Origin of the sequence: uncultured Pseudacidovorax sp. (assembly GCF_913773995.1) — a bacterium.
Classification (GTDB): Bacteria; Pseudomonadota; Gammaproteobacteria; order Burkholderiales; family Burkholderiaceae_C; genus Xenophilus.
In genome coordinates, this window is sequence record NZ_CAJYES010000046.1 from 13,963 (window position 1) to 27,709 (window position 13,747).

General features: G+C 69.9%; 14 protein-coding genes. 12 read left to right on the forward strand and 2 right to left on the reverse strand.

Annotation, left to right across the window (positions count from 1 at the left end):
- Positions 1 to 30: 30 nt before the first annotated feature.
- From QZ772_RS04400 to QZ772_RS04420, 5 genes are read left to right on the forward strand one after another with little or no spacing between them, the layout of a single operon-like run.
- The gene (locus tag QZ772_RS04400) at positions 31 to 1,281 is read left to right on the forward strand and encodes a glutamate carboxypeptidase (protein ID WP_295523416.1); all 1,251 of its coding nucleotides are present in this window, start codon (positions 31 to 33) and stop codon (positions 1,279 to 1,281) included.
- Between the two features lie 13 nt (positions 1,282 to 1,294).
- Entirely contained in the window at positions 1,295 to 1,927 is a 633-nt protein-coding gene (locus QZ772_RS04405; RefSeq protein WP_295523418.1) for a pyridoxamine 5'-phosphate oxidase family protein, read from the forward strand.
- A gap of 51 nt (positions 1,928 to 1,978) precedes the next feature.
- Positions 1,979 to 3,109, forward strand: coding sequence for an acyl-CoA dehydrogenase family protein (locus QZ772_RS04410; RefSeq protein WP_295523420.1), 1,131 nt, complete (start codon positions 1,979 to 1,981; stop codon positions 3,107 to 3,109).
- Positions 3,110 to 3,149: 40 nt separating this feature from the next.
- Positions 3,150 to 4,949, forward strand: a complete 1,800-nt coding sequence (locus tag QZ772_RS04415) for a hybrid sensor histidine kinase/response regulator (protein WP_295523422.1) — start codon at positions 3,150 to 3,152, stop codon at positions 4,947 to 4,949.
- An 11-nt stretch (positions 4,950 to 4,960) separates the two neighbouring features.
- Positions 4,961 to 5,392 carry a YchJ family metal-binding protein gene (locus tag QZ772_RS04420; protein ID WP_295523425.1) on the forward strand — a complete coding sequence of 144 codons (432 nt, stop codon included), beginning with the start codon at positions 4,961 to 4,963 and terminating at the stop codon, positions 5,390 to 5,392.
- Here QZ772_RS04420 and QZ772_RS04425 read toward each other — a convergent pair.
- On the reverse strand, positions 5,368 to 5,679 hold the full coding sequence (locus tag QZ772_RS04425; protein ID WP_295523427.1) for a 4Fe-4S dicluster domain-containing protein: 312 nt from the start codon (positions 5,677 to 5,679) through the stop codon (positions 5,368 to 5,370). The two genes, QZ772_RS04420 and QZ772_RS04425, sit on opposite strands and share 25 nt — an antisense overlap.
- Positions 5,680 to 5,740: 61 nt before the next feature.
- Here QZ772_RS04425 and QZ772_RS04430 point away from each other — a divergent pair, with 61 nt between their 5' ends.
- The 5 genes from QZ772_RS04430 to QZ772_RS04450 all read left to right on the forward strand — a co-directional run bounded on the left by QZ772_RS04430 (position 5,741) and on the right by QZ772_RS04450 (position 9,780).
- Positions 5,741 to 6,430 carry a TetR/AcrR family transcriptional regulator gene (locus tag QZ772_RS04430; RefSeq protein ID WP_017758820.1) on the forward strand — a complete coding sequence of 230 codons (690 nt, stop codon included), beginning with the start codon at positions 5,741 to 5,743 and terminating at the stop codon, positions 6,428 to 6,430.
- Between the two features lie 131 nt (positions 6,431 to 6,561).
- Positions 6,562 to 7,056, forward strand: a complete 495-nt coding sequence (locus tag QZ772_RS04435; protein ID WP_295523430.1) for a TRAP transporter small permease — start codon at positions 6,562 to 6,564, stop codon at positions 7,054 to 7,056.
- Positions 7,057 to 7,066: 10 nt separating this feature from the next.
- On the forward strand, positions 7,067 to 8,347 hold the full coding sequence (locus QZ772_RS04440) for a TRAP transporter large permease subunit (protein ID WP_295523432.1): 1,281 nt from the start codon (positions 7,067 to 7,069) through the stop codon (positions 8,345 to 8,347).
- Between the two features lie 56 nt (positions 8,348 to 8,403).
- On the forward strand, positions 8,404 to 9,402 hold the full coding sequence (locus QZ772_RS04445) for a TRAP transporter substrate-binding protein (RefSeq protein WP_295523434.1): 999 nt from the start codon (positions 8,404 to 8,406) through the stop codon (positions 9,400 to 9,402).
- Positions 9,403 to 9,513: 111 nt separating this feature from the next.
- Entirely contained in the window at positions 9,514 to 9,780 is a 267-nt protein-coding gene (locus tag QZ772_RS04450) for a hypothetical protein (RefSeq protein ID WP_295523436.1), read from the forward strand.
- A 143-nt stretch (positions 9,781 to 9,923) separates the two neighbouring features.
- Here QZ772_RS04450 and QZ772_RS04455 read toward each other — a convergent pair whose 3' ends face one another.
- Positions 9,924 to 10,817 (reverse strand): LysR substrate-binding domain-containing protein, encoded by an 894-nt coding sequence (locus tag QZ772_RS04455; protein ID WP_295523438.1) that lies wholly within the window; start codon positions 10,815 to 10,817, stop codon positions 9,924 to 9,926.
- A gap of 98 nt (positions 10,818 to 10,915) precedes the next feature.
- On the opposite strand from QZ772_RS04455, the gene QZ772_RS04460 reads away from it, so the two are divergent.
- Positions 10,916 to 12,469 carry an NADH-quinone oxidoreductase subunit L gene (locus QZ772_RS04460; protein WP_295523440.1) on the forward strand — a complete coding sequence of 518 codons (1,554 nt, stop codon included), beginning with the start codon at positions 10,916 to 10,918 and terminating at the stop codon, positions 12,467 to 12,469.
- A 26-nt stretch (positions 12,470 to 12,495) separates the two neighbouring features.
- Positions 12,496 to 13,747: putative inorganic carbon transporter subunit DabA (locus QZ772_RS04465; protein WP_295523442.1), on the forward strand; the 1,252-nt coding region annotated here is incomplete at its 3' end.

Sequence of the window (13,747 nt, forward strand, 5' to 3'; positions counted from 1 at the left end):
GTTTTCTCTTCTCTCGAACGACTACTTCCTGTGACTTCTTCTTCCTTCAAGCTCCGCCCCCTGCTCGCCGGCCTGCTGGCTGCCTCTTTCCTCGCCGCCGCGCCGGCCCATGCCCGCGACGAGGCGCTGCTCAAGGCCGCGACGGCCGAGCAGCCGGCCGTGGTCCAGACGCTCGAGAAGCTCGTCAACATCGAGACCGGCACCGGCAATGCCGACGGCATGGCGGTGGCCGGTGCCTACCTCGAAGAGCGGCTCAAGGCCCTGGGCTTCACCGTCACGCGCAGCGCGGCGGCCGGGCCGGTGGTAGGCGACAACATCGTCGGCACGCTCAAGGGCAAGGGTGGCAAGCGACTGCTGCTCATCTCGCACATGGACACCGTGTATCCCAAGGGCACGCTGGCCAAGTCGCCGTTCAAGATCGAAGGCGACAAGGCCTATGGCCCGGGCATTGCCGACGACAAGGGCGGCAACGCGGTCATCCTGCATGCGCTGCAGCTGCTCAAGGCGCGCGGCTTCCAGGACTTCGGCAGCATCACGGTGCTGTTCAACACCGACGAGGAGAAAGGCTCCTTCGGCTCGCGCGACCTGATCCAGCAGGAGGCGGCCAAGGCCGACTACGTGCTGTCCTTCGAGCCCTCGTCGGCCATCAAGGAAGGCTTCACGCTGGGCACCTCGGGCATCGCCTATGTGCAGGTCAACATCAAGGGCAAGGCCTCGCACGCGGGCGCCGCGCCCGAGCTGGGCGTCAATGCGCTGGTGGAGGCCTCGGACCTGGTGCTGCGCACCATGGACATCGACGACAAGGCCCGCGGCCTGCGCTTCAACTGGACCATCGCCAAGGCCGGCGCCGTGTCCAACATCATTCCCGACAGCGCCACGCTCAATGCCGACGTGCGCTACGCCCGCAACGAGGACTTCGAGGCGGCCATGAAGGAGCTGGAGGCCCGCGCGCAGAAGAAGAAGCTGCCCAATGCCGAGGTGCAGGTGCTGGTCACCCGCGGCCGGCCGGCCTTCAACGCCGGCGAGGCGGGCAAGGTGTTGATCGACAAGGCCATGGGCTACTACACCGAGGCCGGCGGCAGCCTCGTGGTCGAGGAACGCTCCGGCGGCGGTACCGATGCGGCCTACGCCGCGCTGGCCGGCAAGCCGGTGATCGAGAGCCTGGGCCTGCCGGGCTTCAACTACCACAGCGACAAGGCCGAGTACGTGCAGATCGACGCGATCCCGCGCCGCCTGTACATGGCGACCCGGCTCATCATGGACCTTGGCGCAGGCCGCTGAAGCGCACGCCGCCATGATCCAGAACGCCGAACAACTCCGCGCGCTCTATGCCGCCCCCGGCGAGCGCGCGCTGCGCAAGCAGCTCGATCACCTGGACGTGCACGGCCGGCGCTTCGTGTCCTTGTCGCCCTTCTGCGTGCTGGCCAGCGGCGGCGTGCATGGCGCGCTGCTCGATGCCTCGCCGCGCGGTGGCGCACCCGGCTTCGTCAAGACGAGTGAGGACGGACGCACGCTGCTGCTGCCCGACTCGGGCGGCAACAACCGGCTCGACACCTTCGAGAACCTGCTGGCCGATCCGCGCATCGCGCTGATCTTCCTGGTGCCCGGCGTGGACGAGACGCTGCGCGTCAACGGGCGCGCGCGCCTGCGTGACGAGCCCGAGTTCACCGGCCTGTTCGACACCGAACGCCAGCGGCCCAGGCTGGTGGTCGAGGTTCAGGTGCACGAGGCCTACCTGCACTGCCCGAAGGCCTTCATGCGCTCCCAGCTGTGGGATGCGAGCACATGGGGACCGCGCTCGGCCCTGCCCACGCTCAACCAGATGATCCACGACCAGATGAGCAATGCGGCCGCGGCCGAGTCGCAGGAGCAGATGCTGGCCCGCTACCGCACCCAGCTCGACGAGGAAGGCCGGCCCGGCCCCTGACCCGCCGGGCACCGGGCCCTACGCACACGACAACGACAGGAGACACGACCCATGCTGCTCACCCCCGACCAGGAAGCCATCCGCAACGCGGTGCGCGAGTTCGCCCAGGCCGAGCTGTGGCCTCATGCCGCGCAGTGGGACCGCGACCACCACTTCCCCAAGGACGTGCACCAGGGCCTGGCGCAACTGGGCGCCTATGGCATCTGCGTGCCGGAAGAGCACGGCGGCGCCGGCCTGGACTACCTCACGCTCGCGCTGGTGCTGGAAGAGATCGCCGCCGGTGACGGCGGGACCAGCACGGCCATCAGCGTCACCAACTGCCCGGTCAACGCCATCCTGATGCGCTACGGCAACGCGCAGCAGAAGAGGCAATGGCTGGAGCCCCTGGCCCAGGGCCGCATGCTGGGCGCCTTCTGCCTGACAGAACCGCAGGCGGGCAGCGATGCCAGCAGCCTGCGTACCACGGCCAGGAAGGATGGTGAATGTTGGGTGATCGACGGCACCAAGCAGTTCATCACCAGCGGCAAGAACGGCCAGGTGGCCATCGTCATCGCCATGACCGACAAGGCTGCCGGCAAGCGCGGCATGAGCGCCTTCCTCGTGCCCACCGACACGCCCGGCTACACGGTGGCCCGGCTGGAGGACAAGCTGGGCCAGCACAGCAGCGACACCGCGCTGATCCAGTTCGACGGCTGCCGCATCCCGGCCGAGAACCTCATCGGGGCCGAGGGCGAGGGCTACAAGATCGCCCTGGGCGCGCTGGAAGGCGGGCGCATCGGCATCGCCGCGCAGAGCGTGGGCATGGCCCGCAGCGCCTTCGAATTCGCGCTGCAGTACGCCAAGGACCGCACCGCCTTCGGCGGACCGATCTTCGACCAGCAGGCCGTGGGCTTTCGCCTGGCCGACTGCGCCACGCAACTGGAGGCCGCGCGCCAGCTCATCTGGCATGCGGCCAGCCTGCGCGATGCGGGCCAGCCCTGCCTCAAGGAGGCGGCGATGGCCAAGCTCTTCGCCAGCGAAATGGCCGAGCGCGTGTGCAGCGCCGCCATCCAGACGCTGGGCGGCTATGGCTACGTGAAGGACTTTCCGCTGGAGCGCATCTACCGCGACGTGCGCGTGTGCCAGATCTACGAAGGCACCTCGGACATCCAGAAGCTGCTGATCCAGCGCGCGCTGGCCTGAGCATCGCAGCGTCGTCGCAGGCCGCTGCTATCCTGCCCGGATGACGGGCGACAGGCTTCAACGGCTGCGGCGATGGTGGGGCGATGCGCCCCATGCCGATGCGCGCGTGGACCTCACGCTGGCGCGGGCCTACATCCTCGACACGCGGGACACGCCCTTCGTGGCGGCGCTCACGGCGGCCGTCTTCTGGATCAGCTTCGCGGTGCTCACGCGCCAGACCGGCGTCTATGTCTGGGCCGCGATGGTCCACGGCATGCAGTGGCACATGTACCGCCACTTGCACGGCGTGGACCCGGCCACCTTCCGGACCGCGGACGCGGCACGCTGGCGCCGCCGGCTGGAGTGGCGCATGCTGCTGCCGGGGCTCGTCTGGGCCGCGGCGCCGTGGCTGTTCTTTCCGCGCGGCGACCTGGCGCTCATCCTGCTGCAGTACTTCTTCATCAGTGGCGTGGCGAGCGTCTCCATCGCCGCGCTGGCGCAATGGTGGCTGGCCACGCTGTGCTTCGGCGTGCCGCTGTACCTGAGCATTGCCGTCCGGCTGATGACGGCTGGCGAGGGCGGCCCGGCCGTGCTGATGGGCGTGCTCGCGCTGTCGCAGTTGCTGGCCACGCTGCACTACGCCCGCAAGCAGAACCTGCTGATCGTCGGCGCCATCGAGTCCGGCCTGGAGAACGCGCGTCTGGCCGAGGCGCTGCAGACCGAGCTCGACCGCGTGGCCCAGCTGGCGGCGCAGCGTGCGCGCATCTTTGCCGCAGCCAACCACGACCTGCGCCAGCCCATGCATGCCCTGGCCGTCTTCATCGATGCGCTGGAAGGCGGCCGGCCCGCCGCGCCGGCCGCCGTGCGCCATATGCAGGGCAGCATCGAGGCCCTGCGCGGCTCGGTCGATGCGCTGCTCGACATCGCGCAACTGGACCGCGGTGCCGTGGCCGTGCAACTGGCGCCGGTGGACCTGGGCGAATTGTTCGACGCGCTCCATGGGCGCTTCGCGACGGCGGCCGCGGCCAAGGGGCTGCGGCTGCGGGCGCGCCCCACCGCGGCCCGCGTGAAGGCCGATGCGCAGATGCTCTCCCGCCTGCTCGCCAACCTGGTGGACAACGCGCTCAAGTACACCGCCCAGGGCAGCGTGCTGATGGCGGCGCGTGCGTGCATGCAGGACGGCGAGGCAGGCTGGCGCATCGAGGTGCGCGACAGCGGCATCGGCATTGCGCTGGAGCACCGCGAGCAGGTCTTCGAGGAGTTCTTCCAGGTCGACAACCCGGGGCGCGACCGCTCGCGCGGCCTGGGGCTCGGACTGGCGCTCGTGGCCAGCATGGCGCGCACGCTGGGCAGCCGCATCGCACTGCGCAGCGCGCCCGGGCGGGGCAGCACCTTCTCGCTGTGGCTGGCGGCCGCGGCGCCGCTGCCCGAGGCGCCCGCCGCCGAAGCGCTGCCGCCCTGTGCACCGGCACGCATCCTGGTGCTGGACGACGAGGCGCCGGTGCGCGAGGGCATGCGTGCGCTGCTGGGCGGCTGGGGCCACGACGTGGTGGTCGCCGCCTCGCCTGGCGAGGCATTGGCGCTGCCCGGTCGCTTCGACCTGCTGCTGAGCGACCTTCGCCTGGGCGAGGGCCTGTCGGGCCTGGCCGCGGCACGCACGCTCCATGGCCTGGGCAAGGTGCGCGAGGTGGTCGTGGTGACCGGCGAGACCGCGCAGGCCGACCGCGCGCAGGTCGAGGCGGCCGGCTTCCAGCTGCTGTACAAGCCCGTGCCATCGGCTGCGCTGCGGGCCGCCATCGTGCGCGCCGTCGGCCCCTGCCTGGAGGCCGGTGGTGCCGCCGCCGGCCCTGTCTATTCCTGATTCTTCCGACCATGCCCGCGTCCTCGCAACCCTGCCCCTGCGGCCGCAAGGCGCGAGGCCGTGGGATCACCTTCGCCGACTGCTGCGGTCGCTTCCTGGCCGATGCGCAGGCGCCTGCCGACGAGCGCGCCGCGCGCGTGTCCGATGCCGAGACGCTCATGCGCTCGCGCTACACCGCCTATGGCCTGGGCGATGAGGCCTACCTGCTGGCCACCTGGCATCCGCGAACACGGCCAGCCACGCTGCAGCTGGCCGAATCGCCCCCGGTGCAATGGCTGGGACTGGATGTGCGGGCGCACCTGCCGATGGGCGCAGACCGGGCCGAGGTGGAGTTCGTTGCCCGCTCGCGCGATGCCTCCGGCCGGGCTTCGCGCCTGCACGAGCGCAGCCGCTTCGTGCACGAAGACGGCCGCTGGTATTACGTGGACGGCGACCTGCGCTGATCCAGCTCAACCGGCGCGTCCGGCTGCGTACCTGCCGGAGCCACCCGCCGCATGGCGATGGCATGGAAAGGACACACCACCGCGCAGTCGCTGCAGCCGGTGCAGGCGGGCGCGCCGTGCAGCACCGCCTGCTTCTTCCAGTCGCGGCGATCGAGACTGAGCACATGCGGTGGGCAGGCCGCCACGCACCAGCCGCAGCCGGTGCAGCGCGCGGGGTCGACCACGGGCAGCCAGCCGGGGCGGTGGCGGCTGTCGCGCGAGGAAGCGGGAGGGGCGTCGCTGGCCATGGTGTTCCTGGCCCAGTCTACGTTCGCTCGCCGAGGCAGGGCCGCGCCCTATACTGAAAAAATGAACGAACTCGTCCATTCGCGTGTGCGCCGCAGTGCCGCCGCGAAGCCTGCCGCCAAGGCGGCCGCCAGCCGCACCAACGATCCGGAGCGCACGCGCGCCAACATCCTTGAAGTGGCGGCCGAGGAGTTTGCCGAGAAGGGCCTGGCCGGGGCCCGCATCGACGAGATCGCCGCGCTGACGCAGACGAGCAAGCGGATGATCTACTACTACTTCGGCAGCAAGGAGGGCCTGTACCTTGCCGTGCTGGAAGAGTCGTACCGGCAGGTCCGCGAGATCGAGGCCGACCTGCGCCTGGAGGACCTGGAGCCCGAGACCGCACTGCGCCGCCTGGTGGCCTTCACCTTCGACCACCACCTCCAGCACGAACGCTTCATCCGCCTGGTGATGAGCGAGAACATCCACCGCGGCCAGTACATTGCCGCCTCGCAGCGCATCCAGGAACTGAACGTGCCGGCCATTGCGGCCATCGAGCGGCTATATGCGAGGGGCCTCGCCAGCGGCGTCTTCCGGCCCGGGCTCGACGCGGTGGACATCCATGCCTCGATTTCCGCGCTGAGCTTCTTCAACGTCTCGAACCGGCATACATTCGGGGCTCTGTTCAAGCTCGACACCACCTCCGCCGCCTACATGGCGCACCGCCGGGAAAGCGTGATCGACATGGTGGTGCGCTTCGTCAGCGCGCCCTGACCGCCGCCCCCTGCCCCCGGGTTTCTCCGGGAGCGCAAAACTAACCAGTTCGTACAAACTCCGCCCTTCTTCAAGGAGCGTGTATGTGGGGGAACTGTCTCGATCGGCTGTGCCGGTTTTTCTCCTTCGCCATGGTCGTCTGCCTCGCGCTGATGGTGGTGATGGTGTTCGGCAACGTAGTGCTGCGCTATGGCTTCAACGATGGCCTGCTGATCTCCGAGGAGCTCTCCCGCTGGCTCTTCGTGTGGATGACCTTTCTGGGCGCGCTGGTGGCGCTGCGCTCGCACCAGCACCTGGGCACCGACACGCTGGTGTCGCGGCTGCCGCGGCTGGGCAAGAAGCTGTGCCTGGGCGCCAGCCACCTGCTGATGCTGATGCTGTGCTTCTTCATGCTGCAGGGCTCCTGGACGCAGATGCAGATCAACCGCGAGAGCACCAGTGCCGTCATGGAGGTCTCCATGGCCTGGTTCTACGGCGCGGGCGTGTTCTTCTCGGCCATCGCCATGGTCTTCATCGCGACCGAGTTCGTGGCGCTGCTGGCAGGCCGGCTTGCCGAGTCCGAGCTCATCGGCGTGACCGAATCCGAAGACGCGCCGCACGAGGCCGCCTCCCAACCCTCGCGCTGAAAGGACGGCCATGACCATCGCGATCTTCCTCGGCGCCCTGCTCGGCGCCATGGCGCTGGGCGTGCCCATTGCGTTCTCGCTGCTGGCCTGCGGCGCGGCGCTGATGTGGCACATGGACATGTTCGATCCGCAGATCCTGGCGCAGAACACGCTGGAGGGCGCCAACAGCTTCCCGCTGCTGGCCGTGCCCTTCTTCATGCTGGCCGGCGAAATCATGAACGCCGGCGGCCTGTCGCGGCGCATCGTCAACTTCGCCATGACGCTGGTGGGCCATGTGCGCGGCGGCCTGGGCTACGTGGGCATCATGGCGGCCATCATCATGGCCTCGCTGTCGGGCTCGGCCGTGGCCGATGCCGCGGCGCTGGCGGCCCTGCTGCTGCCCATGATGAACCGTGCCGGCTACGACAAGGCGCGCTCGGCCGGCCTGCTGTCGGCGGCCTCGATCATCGCGCCCATCATCCCGCCCTCCATCGGCTTCGTGGTCTTCGGCGTGGCGGCCAACGTGTCGATCTCCAAGCTCTTCATGGCCGGCATCGCGCCCGGCATCATGCTCGGTGGTGCGCTGTGGGTCACCTGGTGGTGGCTGGTGCGCAAGGAGAACATCCAGCCCGCCCCGCGCGCCAGCCGGGCCGAGGTGGTCACGGCCCTCAAGGACGCCACCTTCGCGCTCGTGCTGCCGGTGATCGTGATCGTGGGCCTCAAATTCGGCGTGTTCACGCCCACCGAGGCGGCGGTGGTGGCCGCGGTGTATGCGCTCTTCGTCTCCACCGTCATCTACAAGGAGCTCAAGCTCTCGCAGCTCTATGGCCTGTTCGAGGCCGCGGCGCGCACCACGGCCGTGATCATGTTCCTGGTCGCCGCCGCGATGGTGTCGGCCTGGATGATCACCGTCGCCAACCTGCCCGCCGAACTGGTGGCCGTGCTGCAGCCCTTGCTCGACCGCCCGATCCTGCTGATGTTCGTGATCATGGTCATCACCATGCTGGTGGGTACGGCCATGGACATGACGCCCACCATCCTGATCCTCACGCCGGTGTTCATGCCCATCATCAAGGCCGCCGGCATCGATCCGGTGTACTTCGGCGTGCTGTTCATCATCAACAACGCCATCGGGCTGATCACGCCGCCGGTGGGCACGGTGCTCAGCACCGTGGCCGGCGTGGGCAAGGTCAGCATGGACGAGGTCACCAAGGGCGTGTGGCCCTTCATGGTGGCGCAGTTCGGCGTGATGTTCCTGATGGTGTTCTTCCCCGCGCTGGTGATCGTGCCCGCGCGCTGGTTCCACGGCTGAGCGACCGCTCCTTTCTTCTTTCCGTTTTTCTTCTCGCGACCCAGGAGACCCCCGACATGAAGCGACTCTTCCTCAAGACCATCGTGGCCGCCGTGGCCCTCGCCGCCGCCGGCATGGCGCCCGCGCAGACGCGCACCATCAAGTTCGCCAACCAGAACGCCAAGGGCCACCCCATCGTGCTGGGCATGGAGAAGTTCGCCGATCTGGTCGACAAGAAGTCCGCCGGTCGCCTGAAGGTGCAGGTCTTCCCCGGCGGCGTGCTGGGCAGCGACCAGGCCAACGTGTCGGCCCTGCAGGGCGGCACGCTCGAGATGGCCTCGATGAACTCGGGCATCTTCTCCAGCCTGGTGAAGGACTTCGCGATCTACGACTTCCCCTTCCTGTTCGGCAACGCGCGCGAGGCCGACGCGGTGGTGGACGGCCCCTTCGGCCAGAACCTGCACAAGAAGCTGGAAGACAAGGGCCTGGTCGGCCTGGCCTACTACGAGCTGGGCTTCCGCCAGATCACCAACAGCAAGCGCCCGATCCAGAAGGTGGAGGACGTCGCGGGCCTCAAGCTGCGCGTGATCCCCAGCCCGATCAATGTGGACTGGGTCAAGGCGCTGGGTGCCAACCCCACGCCGCTGCCCTTCCCGGAGGTGTACGCCGCGCTGGAGCAGAAGGCCGTGGACGGCCAGGAGAACCCGGTGGCCACCATCAAGGCCGCCAAGCTCTACGAGGTCCAGAAGTACATGACGATCACCAACCACCAGTACAACCCGCAGTCGGTGGTGATCAGCAAGAAGTTCTGGGACCAGTTGCCGCCGGCAGACCAGAAGATCCTGAAGGAGGCCGCGGTCGAGTCGGCCCAGTACGAGCGCACCCAGTCGCGCGCCATTCTGCAGAGCGGCCTGGAAGACCTGAAGAAGGCCGGCATGGAAGTGAACGAGTTGTCCCCCGCCGAGGTGACCAAGCTGCGCGAGAAGATGAAGCCCGTGATCGACAAGAACTCGGCCAGCGTGGGCGAGGGCACCGTGCAGGCCATGATGGCCGAGCTGGCCAAGCTGCGGAAGTGATGGCGGCGGGGCCGCGCGTGCGGCCCTGCCCTGTGCATCGGGGCGGCCTGCGGGCCGCCTTTTTCTTTGGGCCAGCGTGGCGGCGTGTCCGTGTTTTCTATGATCCCGCCCATGGCCACTCTCTACGACCTCGCCCTCCACGCCATCCGCAAGCACTGGGCCGAGCACGACAACGCTTACCCGCAGAAGCTGCTGCTCACGCCGGCTCAGTACGACGAACTGATCGAGGCCCGGCGCAACGGCCGCATCGCCATCAACATGGGCGACGATGGACTGGACAAGGAACGCTTCATGGGCGTGCCGCTGGCGCAGAGCGACACCACCCTCGGCGTGCTGGTGACGGTGGACGGGCAGGAGTGGCCACTGGTCGGCGGCTAAGGCCGCAGCGCGCGGCGCGCATGGCCCGGTGCACCCCAAGCCGTCCGGGTTGAGCAGCAACACGCAGCAGCGTGGCTCAGTGTCCCAACAGCCGTTCGGGCTGAGCCTGTCGAAGCCGGGGCACGCCTTCTCCTGCGCGCTCTTCAGCCCGCCGCCGGCGCCTGCACCATCAACCGCTCCAGTACCTCGATGCGGTGGCGGTGCGGCGTGGTGATGGCATAGAAGCGCTCCTGCAGCGCATCGGAGCGAGCCACGATCACCAGCGTGCCGTTGCGCAGCTCGTCCTGCACCACCACCTCGGGCAGCACCGTGAGCCAGCCGCTGTCGCGCGCGATCAGGCGCAGCATGGCCATGTCGTCCACCTCGGCGCGCAGCCGGGGCGTCACGCCGGCCGAGGCGCACAGGCCGTCGAACTGGCCGCGCAGCGCATGGCGCGGGCCGGGGAGGGCGATCTCCAGCCCGTCGAGGTCCTCCGGAATGCGCAGCGGCCGGCCCTGCCAGCGGCTGGCCGGGCCCACCAGCGAGATCGACTGGCTGCCGAGCAGCCGGCAGTGCAGCGGCCGGTCGGGGTCGGCGGGCACCGTCTCGGTGGCCAGCACCACGTCGAGCTGATGCTGCACCAGGCGCTCGACCAGGCCTTCGAGCAGGCCCGACTCCAGCGTCAGCACCACCGCCGGATCGGCTAGCAGCGGGCGCAGCCAGTTCTCCTGGTAGTTGCGCGACAGCGTGGCCACGGCGCCGACACGCAGGCGTGTGACGCCGGCGCTGCGGCCCTGCAATCGGCCCAGCATCTCCTGCCCCAACCCGAAGATGTTCTCGGCATAGGCCAGCACCAGCTGCCCGGTGTCGGTGAGCGCCAGCCGCCGGCCCTCGCGCGTGAACAGCGCCTCGCCCAGCCGGTCCTCCAGCTGCCGGATCTGCGCCGATACCGCCGACTGCGAGGTGTGCAGTTCCTCTGCCGCCCGCGTCAGGTGGCCCAGCGTGGCCACGCGCCAGAAATAGAACAGGTGGTGGAAGTTGAGCTGCTCCAGCTGCATTGTTCTTTTTTTAAGATTGATTGGTTCGTATCAATGTAATTTACAGAACGAAACCTGCCAAGCATCATCGCGCCCAGTTTTTCTTCGGAGGGTTCGCGATGGACTTCGCACACATTCCAGGGCCGGCCCTGTCGCTGCTGCCGCCCCTCGCCATGGCGCTGGCCGCGGCGCTCGCCCTGTCCGGCCGGCTGGCCGTGGCGGCCAGCTGGCGCGGCTTCCAGGCGCTGTGCGGCCTGGCGCTGGCGGCTGCGGCGCTGGCGCTGCTCGCGGGCCCGTCGCGGCTGCAGGGCCTGCCTGGCCTGCAGCCCACGGCGCTGGGCCTCGTGCTGGCGCTGCTGGTGCAGGGCCTGGGCATGGTGATCGCCGGCTTCTCGGCCCGCTACCTGGAAGGCGAGGCCGGCCAGCGCCGCTACGTGGCCGCGCTCGGCAGCGTGCTGGCGGCCGTGCACCTGCTGCTGATGGCCGACCATTGGCTGGTGCTGATCGCGGCCTGGGCGGCGGTGGGGGCGGTGCTGCAGCGGCTGCTGTGCTTCTACCCGGACCGTCCCTTCGCGCTGCTGGCCGCGCACAAGAAGCGGATCGCCGACCGGATTGCCGACGGGCTGCTGCTGCTGGCCGCGGGCCTGGCCTGGCGCGAGGTGGGCAGCGGCTCGCTGTCGGCGCTGTGGGCGCATGTCGCGCAGCAGGGCCTGTCCACGCCGCTGCAGTGGGCCGCCGTGGCGCTGGTCCTGGCGGTCGTGCTGCGCACCGCTTTGATGCCGGTGCATGGCTGGCTCATCCAGGTGATGGAGGCGCCGACGCCCGTGTCGGCCCTGCTGCATGCGGGCGTGGTCAACCTCGGCGGCTTCGTGCTGATCCGCTTTGCGCCGCTGCTGGATGCGGCGGCGCCGGCGCGGTGGCTGCTGCTGGCCTTCGGCGTGGCCACGGCGGTGCTGGCGGGCCTGGTCATGCTCACGCGCATCAGCATCAAGGTGCGGCTGGCCTGGTCAACCGTGGCGCAGATGGGCTTCATGCTGCTGGAGTGCGCGGTGGGCCTGTACACGCTGGCGGCATTGCACCTCATCGGCCACTCGCTCTACAAGGCCCATGCCTTCCTGTCGGCCTCGGGCGTGGTGCGCGATACGCGGCGGCAGGCGCTGCATGCGGCGGCCACGCCGACATCGCTCAGTCTGCTGCTGGCGCCGGTGCTGGGCATCGGCACGGTGCTGGGGGTGCTGGCTGCCGTGGGCGGCCCGGCCTGGCCGCTGTGGTGGAGCGCGCTGCTGGGTCTGACCTGGGCGCCGATGCTGTGGCTGCCGGCCGCGCCGGCGGCGGTCGGTGCCCGCGTGCGGGCCCTGCTCTGGGGCCTGCTGATGGTCGGCGGTCTTGCCCTGGCCGCGCGCCTGATGCATGCGCTGCCGCTGGGGCTCAAGGATGCCCCGCAGGCCCTCGCCGGCCCCGTGGCGCTGCTGGGCATGGCGCTGCTCTACCTCGGCCTCGCCACGCTGCAATGGCGGCCCCAGGCCCTGGCACGCGCGCGGCGCTGGAGCTATGCCGGCTTCTATGTCGACGAGGTCTACACGCGCGTGGCGCTGCGGCTGTGGCCGGCACGGTGGACACCCGAGACGCACCGCGGTGCCCAGACCGGGCGGCTGCCTGCACCCGCTGCCTGATCCTCCATTCCTGCACGGAGAACACCATGACGGATGTCCTGAACCCCACGCGCCCCGCCGCCACGGCGGCGCCGCTCGATGCGGCGACGCGGCCCCATCCCGCCGGCCTGCAGGCCGACCGGATCGACGCCGCCTGCCGCCGCGCCTGCGAGGCCATCGCGCCCGCCTGGCCGCTGGACAGCGCCATCGCCGTCAACCCACACTGGTCGCGCATCGGCATGCCGGTGCGCCGGGTGGCTGCGCGCATGGCGGTGCTGGCGGGCATCCACGTCTTCCCGCCGCGCGAGCGGCAGGCGCAGGCCTGGGCCGAAGGTCGCATCACGGCCACCGACCTGCAAGAGGCCCTGCAGCAGATGCACGAGACCGCACTCACGCCCGCGGCCTGCGTTGACGCGCTGGCCCGGCCCCTGCCGGTTCAACCGCTGCCGCTCTTGATCGACGTGCTCGACAACGACCCGCAGCGCCACACCCGCCTGGCCTGGCGGCAGGCCATCACCCATCAGGTCAGCCAGACCTGCGCCGCCTGGTTCGACCGGCACCAGGCCGACTGGCAGCCGGCGCGGGCGCAAGGCCTCTATGCCTTCTGGCGCGAGACGCTGCAGCACGACCACGGCATCGGCCTGCTCATGGGGCTGCCGCACATCGGCCGCAGCATCGACGCCCTGCCGGCCACGGCGCGCGAGGCCGAGCACTGGGTGATCGCGCGCCTGGGCCTCCCGCCGGCGGTGTGGGCCGACTACCTGGAGTCGGTGCTGCTCACCGTCAATGGCTGGGCGTCGTGGTGCGCCTACCTGGGTTGGCAGGCCCGGCTGACGGGTCGCGACGATCCGCACCTGCGCGAGCTGCTGGCCATCCGGCTGGCCTGGGGCGCGTTGCTGCTGGACTGCAAGGACGACCTGGCCGCCCGGCAGGCCTTCGCCGCGGTGCAGCGGGAATGGGGCCGCGCCGCAGAGGTGCTGGCGCAGGCCGAGCAGGACCTGCGCGTGGACGAGGTCTGGCAGACCGCGCTCGAAGCCGGCTATCAGCGCGGCCTCGCCGCCTCGCTGATCGGCCGCACGCCCCCGGCCGCAGCCGCGGCGCCCGAGGTGCAGGCCGCCTTCTGCATCGACGTGCGCAGCGAGCCCTTGCGCCGCGCGCTGGAGGCTGCCTGCCCCGGCATGCAGACGCTGGGCGTGGCTGGCTTCTTCGGCCTGCCGCTTGCCTACACGCCGCTGGGCACTGCGGCGCAGCGGCCGCAGCTGCCCGGGCTCCTGGCACCGGCGGTGACGGTGGGCGATG

Bases quoted from the DNA above. Each gene is read 5' to 3' on its own strand.
- QZ772_RS04405 (WP_295523418.1), top strand. From the start codon at position 1,295: ATGATCCAGAACGCCGAACAACTCCGCGCGCTCTATGCCGCCCCCGGC.
- QZ772_RS04410 (WP_295523420.1), top strand. From the start codon at position 1,979: ATGCTGCTCACCCCCGACCAGGAAGCCATCCGCAACGCGGTGCGCGAG.
- QZ772_RS04415 (WP_295523422.1), top strand. From the start codon at position 3,150: ATGACGGGCGACAGGCTTCAACGGCTGCGGCGATGGTGGGGCGATGCG.
- QZ772_RS04420 (WP_295523425.1), top strand. From the start codon at position 4,961: ATGCCCGCGTCCTCGCAACCCTGCCCCTGCGGCCGCAAGGCGCGAGGC.
- QZ772_RS04425 (WP_295523427.1), bottom strand. From the start codon at position 5,679: ATGGCCAGCGACGCCCCTCCCGCTTCCTCGCGCGACAGCCGCCACCGC.
- QZ772_RS04430 (WP_017758820.1), top strand. From the start codon at position 5,741: ATGAACGAACTCGTCCATTCGCGTGTGCGCCGCAGTGCCGCCGCGAAG.
- QZ772_RS04435 (WP_295523430.1), top strand. From the start codon at position 6,562: ATGGTCGTCTGCCTCGCGCTGATGGTGGTGATGGTGTTCGGCAACGTA.
- QZ772_RS04440 (WP_295523432.1), top strand. From the start codon at position 7,067: ATGACCATCGCGATCTTCCTCGGCGCCCTGCTCGGCGCCATGGCGCTG.
- QZ772_RS04445 (WP_295523434.1), top strand. From the start codon at position 8,404: ATGAAGCGACTCTTCCTCAAGACCATCGTGGCCGCCGTGGCCCTCGCC.
- QZ772_RS04450 (WP_295523436.1), top strand. From the start codon at position 9,514: ATGGCCACTCTCTACGACCTCGCCCTCCACGCCATCCGCAAGCACTGG.
- QZ772_RS04455 (WP_295523438.1), bottom strand. From the start codon at position 10,817: ATGCAGCTGGAGCAGCTCAACTTCCACCACCTGTTCTATTTCTGGCGC.
- QZ772_RS04460 (WP_295523440.1), top strand. From the start codon at position 10,916: ATGGACTTCGCACACATTCCAGGGCCGGCCCTGTCGCTGCTGCCGCCC.